This is a genomic window from Amycolatopsis sp. NPDC059657 (assembly GCF_042734395.1).
In the GTDB taxonomy this organism is placed as follows: Bacteria; Actinomycetota; Actinomycetes; order Mycobacteriales; family Pseudonocardiaceae; genus Amycolatopsis.
On record NZ_JBHWEB010000027.1, the window covers coordinates 64,749 to 82,075 of the forward strand.

13 protein-coding genes are annotated in these 17,327 nt (G+C 66.9%); 8 read left to right on the forward strand and 5 right to left on the reverse strand.

All coding sequences use genetic code 11. The features are described from left to right. The first annotated feature begins 231 nt into the window (after positions 1–231). Positions 232–3,456: a S8 family serine peptidase gene (locus ACFV15_RS17385; protein WP_378351469.1), complete on the forward strand. Its 3,225-nt coding sequence runs from the start codon at positions 232–234 to the stop codon at positions 3,454–3,456. Positions 3,457–3,460: 4 nt separating this feature from the next. Here ACFV15_RS17385 and ACFV15_RS17390 read toward each other — a convergent pair whose 3' ends face one another. Next, positions 3,461–3,664 carry a hypothetical protein gene (locus ACFV15_RS17390; RefSeq protein WP_378351470.1) on the reverse strand — a complete coding sequence of 68 codons (204 nt, stop codon included), beginning with the start codon at positions 3,662–3,664 and terminating at the stop codon, positions 3,461–3,463. Next, complete coding sequence (locus tag ACFV15_RS17395; protein WP_378351471.1) at positions 3,661–4,746, reverse strand: ROK family protein; 1,086 nt, start codon at positions 4,744–4,746, stop codon at positions 3,661–3,663. The genes ACFV15_RS17390 and ACFV15_RS17395 overlap by 4 nt, the downstream gene beginning before the upstream one ends. Positions 4,747–4,818: 72 nt before the next feature. Here ACFV15_RS17395 and xylA point away from each other — a divergent pair, with 72 nt between their 5' ends. Both xylA and ACFV15_RS17405 read left to right on the forward strand, forming a co-directional pair. Continuing rightward, a complete protein-coding gene (gene xylA, locus ACFV15_RS17400; RefSeq protein ID WP_378351472.1) occupies positions 4,819–5,967 on the forward strand; it encodes a xylose isomerase in 1,149 nt (382 codons plus the stop codon). A gap of 348 nt (positions 5,968–6,315) precedes the next feature. Next, positions 6,316–7,578 carry a DUF222 domain-containing protein gene (locus tag ACFV15_RS17405; RefSeq protein WP_378351473.1) on the forward strand — a complete coding sequence of 421 codons (1,263 nt, stop codon included), beginning with the start codon at positions 6,316–6,318 and terminating at the stop codon, positions 7,576–7,578. 311 nt (positions 7,579–7,889) lie between these two features. Here the strand turns inward: ACFV15_RS17405 and ACFV15_RS17410 are convergent, their stop codons facing one another. Then, positions 7,890–8,372 carry a pentapeptide repeat-containing protein gene (locus ACFV15_RS17410; RefSeq protein WP_378351474.1) on the reverse strand — a complete coding sequence of 161 codons (483 nt, stop codon included), beginning with the start codon at positions 8,370–8,372 and terminating at the stop codon, positions 7,890–7,892. Between the two features lie 716 nt (positions 8,373–9,088). Then, the gene (locus ACFV15_RS17415; protein ID WP_378351475.1) at positions 9,089–9,532 is read right to left on the reverse strand and encodes a MarR family winged helix-turn-helix transcriptional regulator; all 444 of its coding nucleotides are present in this window, start codon (positions 9,530–9,532) and stop codon (positions 9,089–9,091) included. Positions 9,533–9,666: 134 nt separating this feature from the next. Between ACFV15_RS17415 and ACFV15_RS17420 the strand changes: the two genes are divergently transcribed. The 3 genes from ACFV15_RS17420 to ACFV15_RS17430 all read left to right on the forward strand — a co-directional run bounded on the left by ACFV15_RS17420 (position 9,667) and on the right by ACFV15_RS17430 (position 13,645). Next, complete coding sequence (locus ACFV15_RS17420; RefSeq protein ID WP_378351476.1) at positions 9,667–10,845, forward strand: MFS transporter; 1,179 nt, start codon at positions 9,667–9,669, stop codon at positions 10,843–10,845. Between the two features lie 50 nt (positions 10,846–10,895). Beyond that, the gene (locus ACFV15_RS17425; protein ID WP_378351494.1) at positions 10,896–11,687 is read left to right on the forward strand and encodes an aldo/keto reductase; all 792 of its coding nucleotides are present in this window, start codon (positions 10,896–10,898) and stop codon (positions 11,685–11,687) included. Positions 11,688–11,788: 101 nt separating this feature from the next. Then, positions 11,789–13,645, forward strand: a complete 1,857-nt coding sequence (locus ACFV15_RS17430; RefSeq protein ID WP_378351477.1) for a M48 family metallopeptidase — start codon at positions 11,789–11,791, stop codon at positions 13,643–13,645. On the opposite strand, the gene ACFV15_RS17435 is transcribed toward ACFV15_RS17430, so the two are convergent. Then, positions 13,642–14,379, reverse strand: coding sequence for a helix-turn-helix domain-containing protein (locus ACFV15_RS17435; protein ID WP_378351478.1), 738 nt, complete (start codon positions 14,377–14,379; stop codon positions 13,642–13,644). The genes ACFV15_RS17430 and ACFV15_RS17435 overlap by 4 nt on opposite strands. Before the next feature lie 63 nt (positions 14,380–14,442). Here ACFV15_RS17435 and ACFV15_RS17440 point away from each other — a divergent pair, with 63 nt between their 5' ends. Continuing rightward, positions 14,443–15,294: an NAD(P)H-binding protein gene (locus ACFV15_RS17440; protein ID WP_378351479.1), complete on the forward strand. Its 852-nt coding sequence runs from the start codon at positions 14,443–14,445 to the stop codon at positions 15,292–15,294. 206 nt (positions 15,295–15,500) lie between these two features. Next, entirely contained in the window at positions 15,501–17,324 is a 1,824-nt protein-coding gene (locus ACFV15_RS17445; protein ID WP_378351495.1) for a hypothetical protein, read from the forward strand. The last annotated feature ends 3 nt before the right edge of the window (positions 17,325–17,327 follow it).

Genomic DNA, 17,327 nt, shown 5'->3' on the forward strand with positions numbered 1-17,327 from the left:
CAACCCACACGACTCTATAATTTCGAATGCGTATTCAAAGTCGCATATATCGATTTGATTAACGTTACCTAATAACGGTAACGGACCTTCTCCGGCAATTCCGCAACCCGTTACTCCATTCAGCTCACGCCGAATGGACGAATTGCATCGATCGTTGATACCGGCTTATTGCGGTCTGCCGATTCCGGATATCTACTGCTCGGGCATGTCCATGAACGAGAGGCCGGAACAGTGAATTCACGCTGGAGAAGGCGAGCAGGCATCACCGTGCTCGCCACCGCGTTGAGCGCTTCCACCCTTGGCGCCGCGCCGAGTGCGTTCGCTCAGGAGGCGCCACCGAGCAGCCCGACGGCCGGTGCGTCGAACGGGAGCGAGCTCGACACGCACGACAAGGAACTGGTCGCCGAAGCCGAAAAGGCAGGCAAGCCGGATGTCACGCTGCTGATCGCGGCGGAGCGAGGCAAGTCCGAGGTCGCGGCGAACGAGTTGCGCGCGCTGGGCGGTGTCGTGCAGTCCAACGACACGAAGCTCGACTACCTCAAGGTGACCGTGCCGGTGAAGCAGGCCGAGAAGGCCGCCAAGCTCGGCAGCATCAACGCGGTCGACGTCGACGGCCTGATCAAGCTCGACGACCCGCGCCCGGACGGGACGTCCGACCCGCTCCCGCAGCCGGCGCCGGACAAGAACACCCCCCGCGTGAACCCGTACATGCCGACCGGTGACACCTACGCCGCACAGTTCGGCCAGGTGCTCCCCGCCTGGGACGGCAAGGGCACCACGGTCGCCGTCCTCGACTCCGGCGTCGACCTGGAGAACCCGGCACTGCAGACCACCAGCCACGGCGAGAAGAAGATCGTCGACTGGTACAACGCCAACTCCCCCACTTCCGGCGACGGCACCTGGGTCAAGCAGTCCACCCAGACCTACACCGGCACCTTCACCGCGAACGGCCGCACCTGGACCGCGCCCGCAGGCGGCCCGTACACCCTCGGCTCGCTCGCCGAGACCGCGGGCGACCTGGGTGGCGCCGGCAGCGAGACCGGCGGTGACCTCAACCGCGACGGCGACCGCACCGACTCGTGGGGCATCCTGCTCGACACCGTGACCAAGCAGGTCCGCGTCGACCTGAACCAGAACGGTGACTTCACCGACGACAAGGCGATGGCCGACTACAAGGTCGCGGGCGACTTCGGCTTCTTCGGCACCGACAACCCGGCCACCGGCGTCGTCGAGAAGATGGCGTTCGTCGTGCAGACCGACCACGACGGCTACGTCAACATCGGCATCGCCGGTGCGGCGCACGGCTCGCACGTCGCGGGCATCGCGACCGGGCACGACCTGTTCGGCGGCAAGATGCAGGGCGCGGCGCCCGGTGCGAAGGTGCTGGCCGTCAAGGTCTGCCTGACCACCTCGTCGTGCACCTCGTCCGGCCTGATCGACGGTGTCATCTACGCCGCCAAGAACGGCGCGGACGTCGTCAACATCTCCATCGGCGGCCTGCCCGCGCTCAACGACGGCAACAACGCGCGTGCGGAGCTCTACAACCGCACGATCGCCGAGTACAACATGCAGCTGTTCATCTCGGCGGGCAACAGCGGCCCCGGTGGCAACTCGGTCGGCGACCCGTCCGTGGCCACCGACGCGGTCAGCGTTGGCTCCTACATCACCAAGGAGACCTGGCTGTCGAACTACGGCTCGAAGACCGCGCAGGCCGAGTCGCTGCACCCGTTCTCCTCGCGCGGACCGGCCGAGGACGGTGGCTTCAAGCCCGACATCATCGCGCCGGGTTCGGCCATCTCGACCATCCCGCGCTGGCAGGCGCCCGGCCCGCTGCCCGGCACGTACGCACTGCCCGCCGGCTACGCGATGTTCAACGGCACGTCGATGGCCGCCCCGCAGGCGACCGGCGCCGCCGCACTGCTGGTGAGCGCGTACAAGGCGACGCACAACGGCAAGCGTCCCCCGGTCGCGCAGCTGCGCTCGGCGATCAAGTCGACCGCTCGCTACGTCAACGGGATCGGCGCGTACGCGCAGGGCGCGGGCCTGTTCAACGTGCCTGCGGCGTTCATCGCGCTGCAGCTGAACCCGAAGCCGGACACCGTCGCCACCTCGGTCGAGGTGCACACCGTCCTCAGTGGACTCCTGAAGACGCCGAACACCGGTGTCGGCATCCACGACCGTGAGGCCGTCGTGGCTGGCAAGCCGTTCACGCGCACCTACACGCTGAAGCGGACCACCGGTTCGGCGAACCCGGTGCCGTACTTCGTCAGCTGGGTCGGCAACGACGGCACCTTCTCCTCCGGCAACCACGTTCAGCTGCCGCTGAACACCGAGGTGAAGTTCGACGTCAAGGTCAACCCGAAGACCGCGGGCGTGCACTCGGCGCTGCTGCGCCTGGACAACCCGTTCACCATCGGCATCGACGTGCAGACGATGAACGCGGTGTTCGCGGCACAGGACTTCGAGGCCGCCAAGGGCTACAAGATCGACAACTCCGGCACGGCGGCGCGCAACCAGTCGCAGAGCTTCTTCGTGCGGGTGCCCAAGGGCGCCAGCGCGCTGAAGGTCGACCTCGCCGGTGGCGGTGCCGAGAAGGGCAAGGGCCAGGTCCGCTTCCTGCGCTACGACCCGACCGGTGTGCCGCTCGACGTGACCTCGTCGACGAACTGCTACAACCCCGACGCGGGCGCGGGCTGTGCCGGTGGCACGCCGACCAGCCGCACGGTGGCGAACCCGCTGCCGGGTGTCTGGGAGATCACCGTCGAGGCCAGGCGCACGTCCGATGTGGACAACGCGCCGTTCACCGTCAGCGCTTCGGTGCTGGGCACGGCGATCTCGCCGAACCCTGATGACATCGCGGCGGCCACCATCGGCACGCCGCTGAACCGCAGCTACACGGTGACGAACACGCTCGGCGGGTTCACCGGCAAGCTGACCGGCGGCGCGCTGGGCAGCACCACGATCCAGAAGCCGACCATCGGCAACCTGGAGCAGAAGCAGTTCCCGATCACGGTGACCCCGGGGTCGACGTCGCTCACCGCGACGATCGGCAACACCTCGGACGTCGGCGCCGACCTGGACCTGATCGTGTTCAACTGCACCACGGGCTCGTGCGTGCAGGCCGGTTCCAGCGCCGACGGCGACTCCGAGGAGTCCGTGACCATCGCGAACCCGGCCGCAGGCCAGTGGGTCGTGCTGATCGACGGCTTCGCGGTGCCTTCTGGCTCGACGACGTACGACTACCTCGACACGTTCGTCAACCCGGCGTTCGGTTCCGTCGTGGTGACGGACGCGGACGCGGCGCGTGCCTCCGGCAGCGCCTGGACCGTGCCCGGCGTGGTGACCGTCAACGCGGCCCCGGCCGCCGGTCGCATCCTGCGCGGCGTGCTCTCCGTCCGGACGTCCGAGAACGTCCAGGTCGGAACCGGCACGGTCCTCGTGAGGAGCGTCAGCTAGTCCATTAAGGCAAGGGCTCGTCGCGCTGGATGTCTTCGTCGACCTGAACGTGGGTCACGGACTCCAGCGCGGCGAGCTCTTTTACTTTGGCCGCAGGGATTTCCGCTCGTATCGCGCCGAGCTCAGGCGCTTGGGAAAGCACCTGGCCGCCCATCGCGACGACCACTTCGCTGACGTCTGCCGTCGCCATGATCAGCACTGTCGTCATCGTTCGCTCCTGAGGTAGGCGCCGGGCTCGGCGAGTACCCGGTGGATCACGCGACCGGCGGCGCCGAGCGTCGCGGCCCGCGCGCCGAGCCCGGACGCGGTCAGTGTCGGCACACCGCCCCTGAGCGTGCTGAGCCGGTCTCGCAGAACCCGCTCGATCGGGCCGCCCAGCTGGGGGAACAGCGGCGCGAAGATCCCGCCGAGCACGATCCGGTCGACGTCGAAGAGGTTCACCGCCGACGCCAGCGCTACCCCGAGCGCTTCCCCGGCTCGTTGCTCCTTGCCGAGAAGAACCTCTTGTCCCGCATAGGTTTCCAAGCAACCCCTGCCACCACAGCGGCACTCCGGGCCGTCCGGCGACACGACGACGTGCCCGAGTTCGCCGGCCAGGCCGTTCGGCCCGCGGAACAGCTCACCGTTGACCACCAGCCCGGCGCCGATGCCGATTTCACCTGAGACGTAAAGGAAATCGCGCTCACCGGCGCCGAACCAGAGTTCACCGAGCGCGGCGAGATTGGCCTCGTTGTCGAGTTCGACGGCGACCGGGAGGTCGAGCAGTTCGGCGGCGCGGACGTCTCGCCAGCCGAGGTTGGGCGCGCTGACCAGCAGTCCGTCGCCGACCGGGCCGGACAAGGCGAGCCCGGCGCCCGCGACGGTCAGCCCGAGTTCCTTGGCTTCTCCGAGCACTTCGAGCGCCATGGTCCTGAGTTCGGCGAGCACGGCTTCGGGGCGCTCGCGATTGTCGCGTTCGCGGCGGATGTCCCGGCGAACCTCGCGTGTCAGGTCGACCAGGCACACGGCGAGGTAGTCGACGTTGATCTCCAGCCCGAGCGCGGCGACCCGCGCGCCGCTGAGCACCACGTCCACGCCGGGCCTGCCGCGCTCGCCGGCACGCGCGAGGCCGGACTCGGCGAGTATCCCGGCGTCGATCAGGTCACCGACCAGTTTGGACACCGTGCTCTTGGTCAGGCCGGTCAGCTCGGCGAGCGCGGCGCGGGTCAGCGGACCGCGCCTGCTGACCTCGCCGAGCACGACTTCGAGGTTGCTGGCACGCATCGAGTCGTGTCGGACAGCCTGGGACATGGCACGCACCTTATTGACTCCGACGGGTCTGCGTATTTAGTCTACAACGTGAACTAAATGGAAGGACATCTGATGAACGCCTACGCTCCGACCCCGTCGGACAAGTTCACCTTCGGCCTGTGGACGGTCGGCTGGCAGGCGAGCGACCCCTTCGGCACGGCGACCCGCGCCCCGCTCGACCCGGTCGAGAGCGTCCACCGGCTCGCGGAACTGGGCGCCTACGGCGTGACCTTCCACGACGACGACCTACTCGCCACCGAGCCCGACCGCGACAAAGCCGTCCAGAAGTTCAAGGACGCGCTCGCCGCGACCGGCCTCCAGGTCCCGATGGCGACCACCAACCTGTTCACCCACCCCGTCTTCAAAGACGGCGGCCTCACCAGCAACGACCGCGACATCCGCCGCTTCGCCCTCCGCAAGGTCCGCCGCAACCTCGACCTCGCCGCCGAGCTCGGCGCCCGCACCTACGTCGTCTGGGGCGGCCGCGAAGGCGCGGAATCCGACGCGGCGAAAGACGTCCGCACGGCCTTGGACCGCTACAAGGAAGGCCTCGACCTGCTCGCCGAGTACGTCGTCGAGAAGAACTACGACATCCGCTTCGCCTTGGAGCCCAAGCCGAACGAGCCCCGCGGCGACATCCTCCTGCCGACGATCGGCCACGCGCTGGCGTTCATCTCCCAGCTGGCGCGCCCCTCGATGTTCGGCCTGAACCCTGAGGTCGGCCACGAGCAGATGGCCGGGCTCAACATGGTGCACGGCGTCGCGCAGGCACTGTGGCAGGGCAAGCTGTTCCACATCGACCTCAACGGCCAGCACGGTCCCAAGTACGACCAGGACCTCATCTTCGGCCACGGCGACCTCACCAGCGCGTTCTTCCTGGTCGACCTGCTCGAAAACGGCGGCTACGACGGCCCACGCCACTTCGACTACAAACCCCTGCGCACCGAAGACTCCTCGGACGTCTGGGAATCCGCGGCCGCGAACATGCGCACCTACCTGATCCTCCGAGCGAAAGCCCAAGCCTTCCGCGAAGACCCCGAAGTCGCGGACGCACTGGCCGCCTCTCGGGTCCCGGACCTGTCTACGCCCACCCTCGCACCTGGCGAAACCCTGGACTCCCTGCTGACCGACGACTTCGACGAGGACGCTGCGGCGGCGCGGGGCTATCACTTCACTCGGCTGAACCAGCTCGCGCTGGAGCATCTGCTGGGCACTCGCTGACCCTGCGGAAAAAATCCCAATGCGGCTTTCGTCAGGTTTGAGCTGACGAAAGCCGCATTGGGATTTTTTGGGCCGCCCCGGGTTTGGGTCTGTTGAGGCTGGATCCAGGGCGGTCCCGCATGAACATTTCCGCTGCTTGGGCCGGGTGTCGTGGTGGGTCGCTGCGGAAATATCCATACGGACCGAGGGCAGGCTGTCCACAATCCTTTGTGGCTCACCGAAAACCCCACCCAAGACTTGACGTCCGCCTTGGTGATGGGTCGGCCTGCCCCGAAGTCCGCGTGCCCAAAAACGAGAAACCCGGAATGTCTAGTGGCATATGACTCCGGGCGCAGGTAAGATGGAGTCATGATCAGCACCGACAGTCCTCCCGTCGCAGCACCGCCTGAGTGGTGGCGCTGCGAGAAGGACGCGCTGCTCATGAACTACCTCGCCCACGAACGAGAAAAACGCCGCCTCGACGCCGAGCAAGGCCAGATCCTCGCCGAGATCGAATCCCGTGGCGTGAAAGACGTGACCGGGTATGCGGTGTTGTCGCAGGCGTTGGTCGACTGGGTGCAGATCAAACCCGGCGAAGCCAAAGCCCGGGTCGATCGTGCCCGGGCACTCAACCCACGCCAGGACGGCGGTGCGAGGATTCCGGCGCTGGCCCCGTATGCTGCGGCGGCCGCGCTGGAGGGGGATTTGGGTGCGGCGCAGCTGGATCCGATCATCGCCGGACTCGCCGCCCTGCCCGCCTGGGTATCGGCCGAGGAACGGGAAACCGGGGAGCAGATCCTCGTCGATCTCGCCCGTACTGCCGGGCCCCGCCAGATCTCCGCTGCCGCGACGAGCCTGCGGGACCGGCTCGACCCCGACGGACGTGAACCCAAAGACCCCGACCCCACCGCACCCCGCCATGAACTCGGGTTCGTGACCCACCGCGACGGCACCCACGGCATCAAAATCACAACCGACGCCGAAACCATCGCCCGCCTCAAAGCCGCACTCGACCCCCTCGCCAAACCCCGCCCCGCCACCGAAGAAGAAGGCCGGGACACCCGGTCACAGTGGGAACGGCTCGGGGATGCATTCGCCGAGTTCGTTCAGATCGGCATGGGCAACCCGAAGATTCCGACCCAGGCCGGGGACAGTGTGCACCTGGTGGTCACCGTCGGCCTGGAGGAACTCAAGACGGGGATCGGGAGGGCCTGTCTCGATCTTGTCGGGGATATCAGCGCGACCGAGGCTAGGATCTTGGCGTGTGACTGCAAGATCATCCCCGTCACCTTGAACGCTAAAGGTGCACCGCTGGATGTCGGCCGCACTCAGCGCCTGGCGACCCCAGCACAACGGCTCGCCCTGGCCATCCGAGATGGCGGCTGCGCCTTCCCCGGATGCGATGCGCCACCCCAGCGATGCACCGCTCACCACATCGTTTTCTGGGCACACCACGGGGAAACCCAGATCGACAACCTCGTGCTGCTCTGCGGCCGACACCACCGCCTCATCCACAGCAGCGACTGGGAAGTCCGCATCGCCACCGACGGCTACCCCGAATTCATCCCACCAGCCTTCATCGACCCCGCACGCACACCCCGCCGCAACACCCTCCACACCAGCCGAACCTGACACCGCCGCCACCACGCTGCCTCGGCCGAGGCAGCCCGACCCACCACCCAGGCAACCACCAGAACCCCGGCTGGGGCCCTAGCGACCCGAAACCTGGTCGCGACAACGTGCCCTCGGTCCGTATGGATATTTCCGCAGCGATCCACCACCCAACCCGACCCAGGCAGCGGAAATGTTCATACGGGACCGCCCTGGAGCCAACCCAAACAGACCCCAGACCCGGAGCAAGCACCACAGCCGAGAGCGACCCCACCGGGAGAAATCCCAGCCAAGCCTCGAACCCGAGGCCGCCACTTCGCAGAAAACCAGTCCTAGCAGGAGCTTTCGCCTACCTCATCGCGGTCACTGGAACGTTCTGGTTGGTCTCGAACGATCCAGCCTCGGCCATCCGACGCATCCGGTTCTGACTGGACAACCCAGCCTGCTGGCATCAGCTGCACAGCTTCTACATCAGCAACGGTAGTGCCGGTAAATGACGCGCCAGATTCGAAAGTCGCCCTGTCGAAGTCGACGATCCCGGTGAACGTGGCATTGTCGAATTCAGCATCCTCCGCGAACGACGTCCCATCGAACCTGGCTTCCTTGGCAAACGACGCTCTGGTGAACTTGGGCCCGTCGCCGAACGACGCCTCACCGAACAAGGCGACCCCGGCGAACGATGCCTCAGCGAACCAAGCCATCCCCGTGAACGATGCCTTGTGGAACGCGGCGTCCCCGGCGAACGACGCGTTGCCGAACCAGGAAGTCCCGGCGAACGACGCTCCGCCGAAATCCGTGTCCCGCGCAATCGACATAAACCAAAAGAGCTGCCGCCGTGAAATTTCGCCTTTCGGAAGTCCGCGGAGGTGACGCGGCCGCTTGCCAGATCGCACTCGACCAGCACTGCGTCGCGCAGGTCCAGGCTGATGTTTTCCCAGCAGGTTTCGGGGACGTGTTCGTCCCAGCACAAGTGGCGCTGAAGGATCTGTTGCGCGGTGCGGCGCACGTCGAGTTCCAGGCGGCGGGCCGCGACTTTCTCATTGGTAGCTCCCCGGTCGTTCGGGACCTGGTCGGGTGGCGGCTGACAGAGAGCCCGCAGATAGGCGCAAATGCGATCCACCAGGGTTGCCGCAGATCCGAATGGGCCTGTGCGAGACGCTCCAAGTCCGTGAGACCACCGATCCGCACGGCTGCTTTCTCACTGCCGAACTGCTCGCTGGCCTTCGCGGACAAGTCGGTGGTTGCGCCGCTCGATCAGTGGCCAACTGCCGGTGGTGTTCGCGCTGGCCCAGACGCAGCCGTTCCTCAGTGACCACGGCAACGAGGACTGCGGCGGCGCTTTTCCAGCCGGTGTCAAAGGCATCTCGATGTCCGGCCCGGGTGCCGCCCCACAGCAGGACGGTGCCCCCCGCCCCCACCGCGACACTGAGCACCAGCGTGAGCCACAGCCACGCGAATTCCCGATGCACCGATCGGCAGTCGCCTATTCCAGCACGGCTGAGCCCGTTGCGGTCCGCGTGCCCGCGGCCGCTCAGAAGGTCAGGGTGCCCAAAGCCGAGACCAGCGGGGCCAGCTCGGGCAGGGATTCCGCCTCGGTCAAGGCTTCCGCGAGCGCGGAGTCGTGAGTCGGCCGCGCCGCCTCCAGCAGAACGCGACCCGAAGGCGTGACCTCGGTGTAGATGCCCCGACGGTCCGTCGGGCAGAGATACCGCTGCAGCAGTCCCCGGTCCTCGAGGCGGTTCACCAGCCGGGTCGTCGCGGACTGGCTGAGCACGACCGCGTTCGACAGCTGGTTCATGCGCAGGTGGAAGCCGTCTTGGCGGGCCAGTGCGTCGAGCACGCTGTACTCGCTGACCGACAGCTCGTGTGAGCGTTCCAACGCGCGGCCCAGTTTGTCCTCGATCCGCGCGTGCAACGCGGCGAGCGTGCGCCAGCCCTGTGCTCGGGCTTCGACGGCGTCGTCATCCAGTGACACGGTTCACCACTCTCTTGGTTGCCAAGGCACCCTTGCGTGCGCCACTATCGAGCTTACGCAATAACCGGCGTTTGCAACTATCTCGGGCGCGGGTTATTGCCAACGCTCATACTACCGGGAAGAAGGAACCCTCCATGCCTGCCGCTCTGCTCGCACTGGCGATCAGCGCCTTCGGGATCGGGACGACCGAGTTCGTGATCATGGGCCTGCTGCCCGAGGTCGCGAACGACTTCGGCGTCTCGATCCCGTCCGCCGGCCTGCTCATCTCCGGCTACGCGCTGGGCGTGGTGGTCGGCGCTCCCCTGCTGACCGCGGTCGCGTCGCGGGTACCTCGCAAGACCGTGCTGGTCGGTCTGATGGTGCTGTTCATCGCGGGCAACGTGATCTCGGCGATCGCGCCCGCCTACGGCCTGCTGATGACCGGCCGGATCGTTGCGGCGCTGTCGCATGGCGCGTTCTTCGGGGTCGGCTCGGTGGTCGCGGCCTCGCTGGTCGCGCCCGCGAAACAGGCCAGCGCCATCGCGATGATGTTCACCGGCCTGACCGTGGCCAACGTCCTCGGCGTGCCCGCAGGCACCGCGCTCGGCCAGGCACTGGGCTGGCGCTCGACCTTCTGGGCCGTGAGCGTGCTCGGTGTGATCGGTCTCATCGGCATCCTGACGCTCGTCCCCGCTCAGGCCACGACCGAGAGCAAGGGCCTGCGCAGTGAACTCGCCGTCTTCCGGAACCCGCAGGTCTGGCTGGCACTCGCGATGACCGCGCTCGGTTTCGCGGGCGTGTTCGCCTCGTTCACCTACATCGCGCCGATGATGACCGAGGTCGCGGGCTTCTCGTCCGGCGCGGTCACCTGGCTGCTCGTACTGTTCGGCGGCGGCTTGTTCGTCGGCAACATCCTCGGCGGCAAGGCGGCCGACCGGAAGCTCATGCCGAGCCTGTACGTGATCCTCGCCGCGCTCTCCGCGGTGCTGATCATCTTCGTCTTCACCGCACATGCCCAGCTCCCGGCCGCGATCACCATCGCGATCTTCGGAGCGGCGGGCTTCGCGACCGTCGCGCCGCTGCAGGCGCGCGTCATGCAGAAAGCCGAGGGCGCGCCCGCGCTCGCCTCGGCCGCGAACATCGCCGCCTTCAACCTGGGCAACGCCGCTGGCGCGTGGCTCGGCGGCGCCGCGATCGAGCACGGCCTCGGGTACACCGCACCGAACTGGATCGGCGCGGCACTCGCCGCGGCAGGCCTGTCCGTCGCGGTGATCTCAGGCCTGCTGGACCGCAAGCAATCGGTTACCGTCAATCAGGAAGCACTCACCCGATGAAGGACAGTCACTTGAGCGTTCCGAACATCAAGCTCAACAACGGCGTCGAGATGCCCCAGCTCGGCTTCGGCGTATTCCAGGTACCGGACGAGGAGACGACCGCGGCCGTCAAGTCCGCTTTGGACGCCGGCTACCGCAGCATCGACACCGCGGCCATCTACGGCAACGAAGCGGGTGTCGGCAAGGCGCTGGCCGAAGCAGGCATCGCCCGCGACGAGCTGTTCATCACCACCAAGCTGTGGAACGGCAGGCAGGGTTACGACGAGACGCTGCGCGCGTTCGACGAGAGCCTCGCCAAGCTGGGCCTGGAGCAGCTGGACCTGTACCTCATCCACTGGCCCACCCCGGAGCGCGACCTCTACCTCGACACCTGGAAGGCGTTCGAGAAGCTGTACGCCGACGGCCGCGTCCGCGCGATCGGTGTCTCGAACTTCCACCAGGCGCACCTCGAGCGGGTCTTCGAGGCCAGCGGCATCGTCCCGGCGGTCAACCAGGTCGAGGCGCACCCGTACCTGCAGCAGAAGGACCTTCGCGCGTTCGACGCGAAGCACAACATCGCGACCGAGGCGTGGAGCCCGCTCGCGAAGGGCGGCGGCCTGCTCGCCGAGCCCGCGATCGCCGCGCTGGCCGAGAAGTACGGCAAGACCCCTGCCCAGATCATCATCCGCTGGCACCTCGACCTCGGCAACGTGGTCATCCCGAAGTCGGTCACCCCGTCGCGCATCCGCGAGAACCTCGACGTGTTCGGGTTCTCGCTCACCGAGACGGACATCGAGAGCCTGTCCGGTCTCGACCGCGGCGAGCGCACCGGGCCGGACCCGGACACGTTCAACGTGGCGTGATCATCTGACGAAAACCCCATTTCGCCCCGGCAGGCTGGATTACCATCCCTTCGAGCGAAATGGGGTTTTCTCATGCATGCCTGGGGCGGGCTTTCTTTTCGGTGCTGTTGCTGGTGGCTTTCCCGTTCGTGGTGATCGCCGTCGGCGCGGGCGGTGTCTACGCGGGCGTGCAGGTCGGGCACCGCGCGGGCGGCTACATCATGCTGGCCGGGATCGGCGTGATGCTGGCACTCGGGTTCGGTCTGGTCAGCGCGCTGCGCGCGAAGTTCCCGACCGCCGAAGGCCCTCGGCTGACCCGTGAGGAGCAGCCAGGACTCTGGCGCGTCGTCGACGACCTCGCCGCGCAGGTCAGCACCCGGCCACCGGACGAGATCGTGCTGGTCGGCGAGATCAACGCGGCGGTCTACGAGGAAAGCCGCCTGCTCGGCCTGCGCGCCGGCAGGCGCACGCTGCTCATCGGCTTGCCGCTGCTCGCCGCGATGAACGTCACCGAGCTGCGCGCGATCCTCGCCCACGAACTCGGGCACTACAGCGGCGGGCACACCCGGATGCTCGCGGTGACCTACCGCGGCACCCGCACGCTGGAGCACACCGTCGGCAGACTGGACTCGGGGCTCGCGAAGACACTGCTCGACGGCTATTCGCGGCTGTACCTGCTGGTCGCGCAGTCCGCGAACCGAAGACAGGAACTGCAGGCGGACGAATACATGGTCACCGCCGCTGGCAAACGAGTCGCGGCGAACGCCTTGCGCAAGGTCGCGACGCTCAGTCCACTGTGGAATGCCTACCTCGACCGCTACGTCTCGCTCGGCGCGGTCACGAAGCGCACCCCCGATGTCCTGCTCGGCTTCCGCGCGTTCCTGAAAGATCCCGCCCAACGGGAATGGGTCGCCAAATCCGCCGACGCGATACTCGCGACCGAACCGAGTTCCCGGTTCAACAGCCACCCGTCGACCCGGCACCGCATCGCCGCCATCGCCGGACTCCCCGACGTACGGCCGGAACTCGACGGCCGCCCGGCCTGGACTCTGCTCGACTCGCCGCGCGAGGACATCCCGCACGCGGAGCTCGACGTCCTCATCCGCGACCTCGGGCCACGCGCGTCCTGGGACGAGATCGTCCGCCTCGCCGGCCTCCGCTCCGTCCACAAGGGAGCCGCGATGCTCGCCGAGGCAGGCAAGGAAAGCGGCCTGGCACCAGGCGGCACGATCGGTGAGGTCATCCAAGTGCTGCGGCACGGCGACATCGAGCGTCTCGCAGAGCCGATGCGCAACGAGTCGCTGGCGCCGGACGTCATCGCCGAAGCCAGCGAGCAGATCGTCACCGAGCTGCTGGGCGACGCCATCGTCGCCGCGCTCGCTGACGCCGGGCACGCTCGCCACGAGCTGAACTGGGGCGGCGGCTGGGATCTCAAGGTGTACGGACAGCCATTCGACATCGAAGCGCTGGTCAAGCCCGCGGTCGAGGACCCGCGAGCGGTCGGCGAACTCGTCCATCACCTGCAACGGCTGCGCGTGCCGGCCGCGTTCGTCCGGCCGCCGAGCGCGGAACCCGAGGAAGAGCCGGAACCCGTGGAAACGCGCCTGCTCGCGATCATGAGCGCGCTGCAGGACGGCCGCAAACTGGTCGATCTACTGGTGTGCACCACCGAACTCGTGCTCGTGCGCATGTCGCGCTGGGTTTTGGTGCGCCGTGGTTTCGCCGGGCTGATCGGCGCGGCCGGCATGGTCGACCGCAAGCGGCTGAAAAAGCTCGATCCCAAGACCGTCGACGCCTACCGCAGGATTCCGTTGAGCACGGTCAGCGGTGGTGGTTTCACCCAGCGCAGGCTCACCGAGTATCTCGTGCTTTCGTTGCCGGACGGCGAACTCCGCCTGGCGCTGAGCAATCACGTCTCGGACTTCGGTGACGCCCGCGAACGGCTGGAAGACTTCCTGGCACGCCGGTCAGGCGACTAGCAACCCGCGGGCTCTGGCAAGCGACCATCGAGGAACGCGCCGGGCGGCACGCCCATCGTTTCGCGGAACTCGGCCGTCATATGTGACTGGTCGAAGTAGCCGGCATCGGTGGCGAGCTGGGACCAGGATCGTTCCCGCGCATGGGTGAGCACGGTGCGCACCCGGTTGATGCGCACCAGCCTTTTCGGTGCCACGCCGACGTTTTCGGTGAACAGGTCGCGAAGATGACGCTCGCTGACCTGGAATCGCCGCGCGATCGTGTGCACGGGTGCCGGCAGGTCCTTGATCGCGGCGCGCACGAGGTCGCTCCGCGTCACGTCGCGGGCGGTGCGCACAGCCAGCCGGGCCAGTAGTTCTGCCTCGATCCCGGCGAGCAGCGAAGACGGATCAGGCCCGGAATCCGGTTCAGTGCCCCAAAGTTCACTCAACGGGACAACCTGGTCGACGAGTTCACTCGCGGAAGCACCCAGCAGCAGCTGAGCACGGCCGGGCCGGATGCGGATCCGGAGGCCGAACGGGATCCGCTTGCCCTGGTTGTACCGGGCGTGCGTCCGCGGCCCGGCGACCAGCCACCGCCCCGGCTCGCCGGGTGTCGCGCGGAAGACGAGCGCGGTCGCCGGGTCCGGCGGATGGGTCAGTATCCGCTGATCGGCGTGCATCGCCTGCCGGATGTCCGAGATCCACGGCCGCAGCGCCGCGGGCACCGGTATCCCGTTTCCCCAGATCCCCTTCACCTTTCCCACCCTATGCCGAAACTTCCTATCGACGGCAACACCCTGACTGGCAGTTTCCCGGTCATGATCCTTGTCACCGGCGCGACCGGCACCATCGGCAGTGAAGTAGTCCGTCGTCTCGCGGCGCGCGGCGAAGCGGTACGCGCGCTGACCCGCGATCCGTCCCGTGCCCCCGCAGGCGTCGAAGCCGTCGCGGGTGATCTCGACCGTCCCGAGTCACTCGCACCGGCTGTGGCAGGTGCCGAGACGATCTTCCTGCTGACCCGAGGCGGGCCATCGGCGGCCCGCCATGACCTGGCGATGGTCGAGGCCGCGCGCTCGGCAGGCGTACGCAAGATCGTGAAGCTCTCCTCCATCGGGCTTGATGTCCTAGACGAGTCCGAGGTCGACTGGCATCGCGAAGGTGAGCGGGCGGTGCGGGACAGTGGCTTGGTGTGGACCATGCTGCGCCCGTCCGCGTTCGCTTCGAACACACTGCGCTGGGCGGCGCCGATCCGCGACGGCAAGCCCATCCCGAACCTGACCGCGGACGCGGCGCAAGGCGTCGTCGATCCCCGCGACGTCGCCGAGGTCGCGGCCGACGCACTGGTCTCGCCGAGGCACGAGGGCAAGGTCTACAGCTTGACCGGCCCGGAATTGCTGACCACCGCGGACCAGGCCGCTCAGCTGGGCGCGGCGATCGGGACCGCCCTCACGACCATCGACGTGCCGATCGGCTCGGTACGCGCTCAGCTGCTCGCGTCCGGAATGGACACCGCGTTCGCCGACGCCACGATCACCGGCCTGGAAATCATCCGCTCGGGCCGCAACGCGGTGCTGGCCGACGGGGTGGAACGCGCTTTGGGGCGTCCGCCTGGCAGTTTCAAGACTTGGGCGATCGACCACGCGACCGCATTCTCGGCGCCCGCCGAATAAGCGCGATAACGGCGTTTTCCCTCGTTCGTGATCACTTCTCAGCTTTCAGCGGAGCGACACTCGCGAGTCGTAGATGAATCGCGGATGAACTGGGAGCGAATCGGTTTGGCGGATGCTGTCTGCCTTGCTGCGGTCAAGGAGGTCGCCTGAGTAGCGGGCGACGGACGGGTGCCCGCACGAACGACGAGCGAAAGGGGAGTCCGCGGATGAGCAATGTGTTCAAATACGCGGTGTCCGGCGGTTTTCTGGCGGTGGCGTTCGGGGTGCTCGGCGCGATGCCCGCACAGGCCAAACCGGTGGCGGTCGACGCCGGCGGCAAAGCGCGACCCGCGCCAGTGCAAGCCACGCCCGCGGCGGCCCCGAAGCCGGTGAAACCAACGCAGCCGGCGCCCACCGATGGCAAGGGAAAGGCTCAGCCCACCAAAAGCAGTGCCGTGCAAAATGTGAGTGGGAAAAAGTCTGGCGAGGAAAAGTCGTCTTCGAGCGGACTGGAGAAACTTGGGAAGTCACTGAAGCCGGGCAATAATGACGGGAAGACCAAAAAGGACAAGGACTCGTCCTCGAAGCAGTTCGAGAAGCTCGGGAAGTCACTGAATTCGAGTAACGGCGACGGGAAAGCGAAACAGGGTAAGGACAATACGAAGCTGACCATGGGTGGTGGCGGTACCAATGGGGACAAGTCGGCCTCGAAGGAGTTTGAGAAGCTCGGGAAGTCACTTAAGCTGGGTAACAGTAGCGGAAAAACACAACCGAGCAGGGACGCCGCGAAACTTGCCATAGATGGCAACAGACCCTTCGAGAGCAAGCCGACCTCGAAGGAACTTGAGAAGCTCGGCAAGTCACTGAAGGCGGGTAACGCCGACGGTCGGGGAAAAACGCAGCCGGGCACCCCCAGCAGGCTGTCTTCGAATGAGCTGGAGAAGCTCAAGCTGATGCCTGGAGGCAAGCTCCTCAACTCAGTGGAAGCGGCGAGGAACCTCGCGCAGTCCGCGAAGCCGGGAACGGCACAGCAGGCCAACAAATTCATGGGGCCGAGTCGTGTCGGTTCCGCCGGGGGCAAGCAGCCCGCGGCCGCGCAGCTGGACAACGCCGCGAACGCAGTCCGGGTCATCCCCGGTATCGGCCCCATCACCGGTGAGACGCTCAAGGTCGTGGACCGGGCGGTACGGGTGGGAGCTGGTGCGGAGGCGCAACGGAACCCCGGCGCGGCCAGGCAGCTTCAGAAAGAGAAAGATCTCGCCACACCGCCGGGTGAGCAGAGGGCAGGTAGGGTCACGGCAGGCAACGCGGCCGCCGCGGCCAACGCGAGCCGGGCTGCCTCCCGGATTCTTCCGGTCGCGCCGATCAGTGCGCTCTCCGTTCCAGGGCAGGGCATCAACTGGAACTGGCCGTGGTGCCATGGACATGAATGTGACGGGTTCAATTGGCTTTTCAACCGGAGCTTGAGGTATGCCCCGGATCCCGCAGAACCCAACGGGAAGGTCATCAAGCCGAAAGATGATGATGACTGGACTTTCGGCGCCGAAGGAGAACTGCCGATCCGGAAAGGAAGGATCCTTACCGCTGACGGCCAGGAGCTCGGAAAGGTCAGTTTCGGCGCCGACGGAAAATTCGATGCCGGGCTCATCGACCTCAAGGAAGGCGGCGGGTTCAAGATGGGAGGCGAAGGCTTCTTCGGTGTCCGCACGTCCGGGCCGGAGGCGCCGAACACGGGTGGGCCACTGGTCGTTTCCGGAGTGCCTGAAGCGTCCCTTGGCTTCAAAGCCGGGGGAAACTTGGAGGTCGGCCCGAAGGGTGCCGAGGCCAAGGCTGAAGTCGGAGCCGCCGCGAAGGCCGCGTTGCCTGAGTTCGAGTACACCATCGGGCCGTTCAAGATCAAGGCTCAGCCGGAGGGCATGGTCGGTACCGCAGGCACCGCGGAAGGCAGTTGGAAGCGGGAGGACGACAAGAAAATGCACTTGAAGGGAAAGCTTGGCGTAGCGGCAGGCACAGGCGGATCGCTGGGCCTCGACATCTCCATGGCGGACTGATCC

Coding starts and splice junctions, on each gene's coding strand:
- ACFV15_RS17390 (WP_378351470.1), bottom strand. CDS start 3,664: ATGACGACAGTGCTGATCATGGCGACGGCAGACGTCAGCGAAGTGGTC.
- ACFV15_RS17395 (WP_378351471.1), bottom strand. CDS start 4,746: ATGTCCCAGGCTGTCCGACACGACTCGATGCGTGCCAGCAACCTCGAA.
- xylA (WP_378351472.1), top strand. CDS start 4,819: ATGAACGCCTACGCTCCGACCCCGTCGGACAAGTTCACCTTCGGCCTG.
- ACFV15_RS17405 (WP_378351473.1), top strand. CDS start 6,316: ATGATCAGCACCGACAGTCCTCCCGTCGCAGCACCGCCTGAGTGGTGG.
- ACFV15_RS17410 (WP_378351474.1), bottom strand. CDS start 8,372: ATGTCGATTGCGCGGGACACGGATTTCGGCGGAGCGTCGTTCGCCGGG.
- ACFV15_RS17420 (WP_378351476.1), top strand. CDS start 9,667: ATGCCTGCCGCTCTGCTCGCACTGGCGATCAGCGCCTTCGGGATCGGG.
- ACFV15_RS17425 (WP_378351494.1), top strand. CDS start 10,896: ATGCCCCAGCTCGGCTTCGGCGTATTCCAGGTACCGGACGAGGAGACG.
- ACFV15_RS17440 (WP_378351479.1), top strand. CDS start 14,443: ATGATCCTTGTCACCGGCGCGACCGGCACCATCGGCAGTGAAGTAGTC.
- ACFV15_RS17445 (WP_378351495.1), top strand. CDS start 15,501: ATGAGCAATGTGTTCAAATACGCGGTGTCCGGCGGTTTTCTGGCGGTG.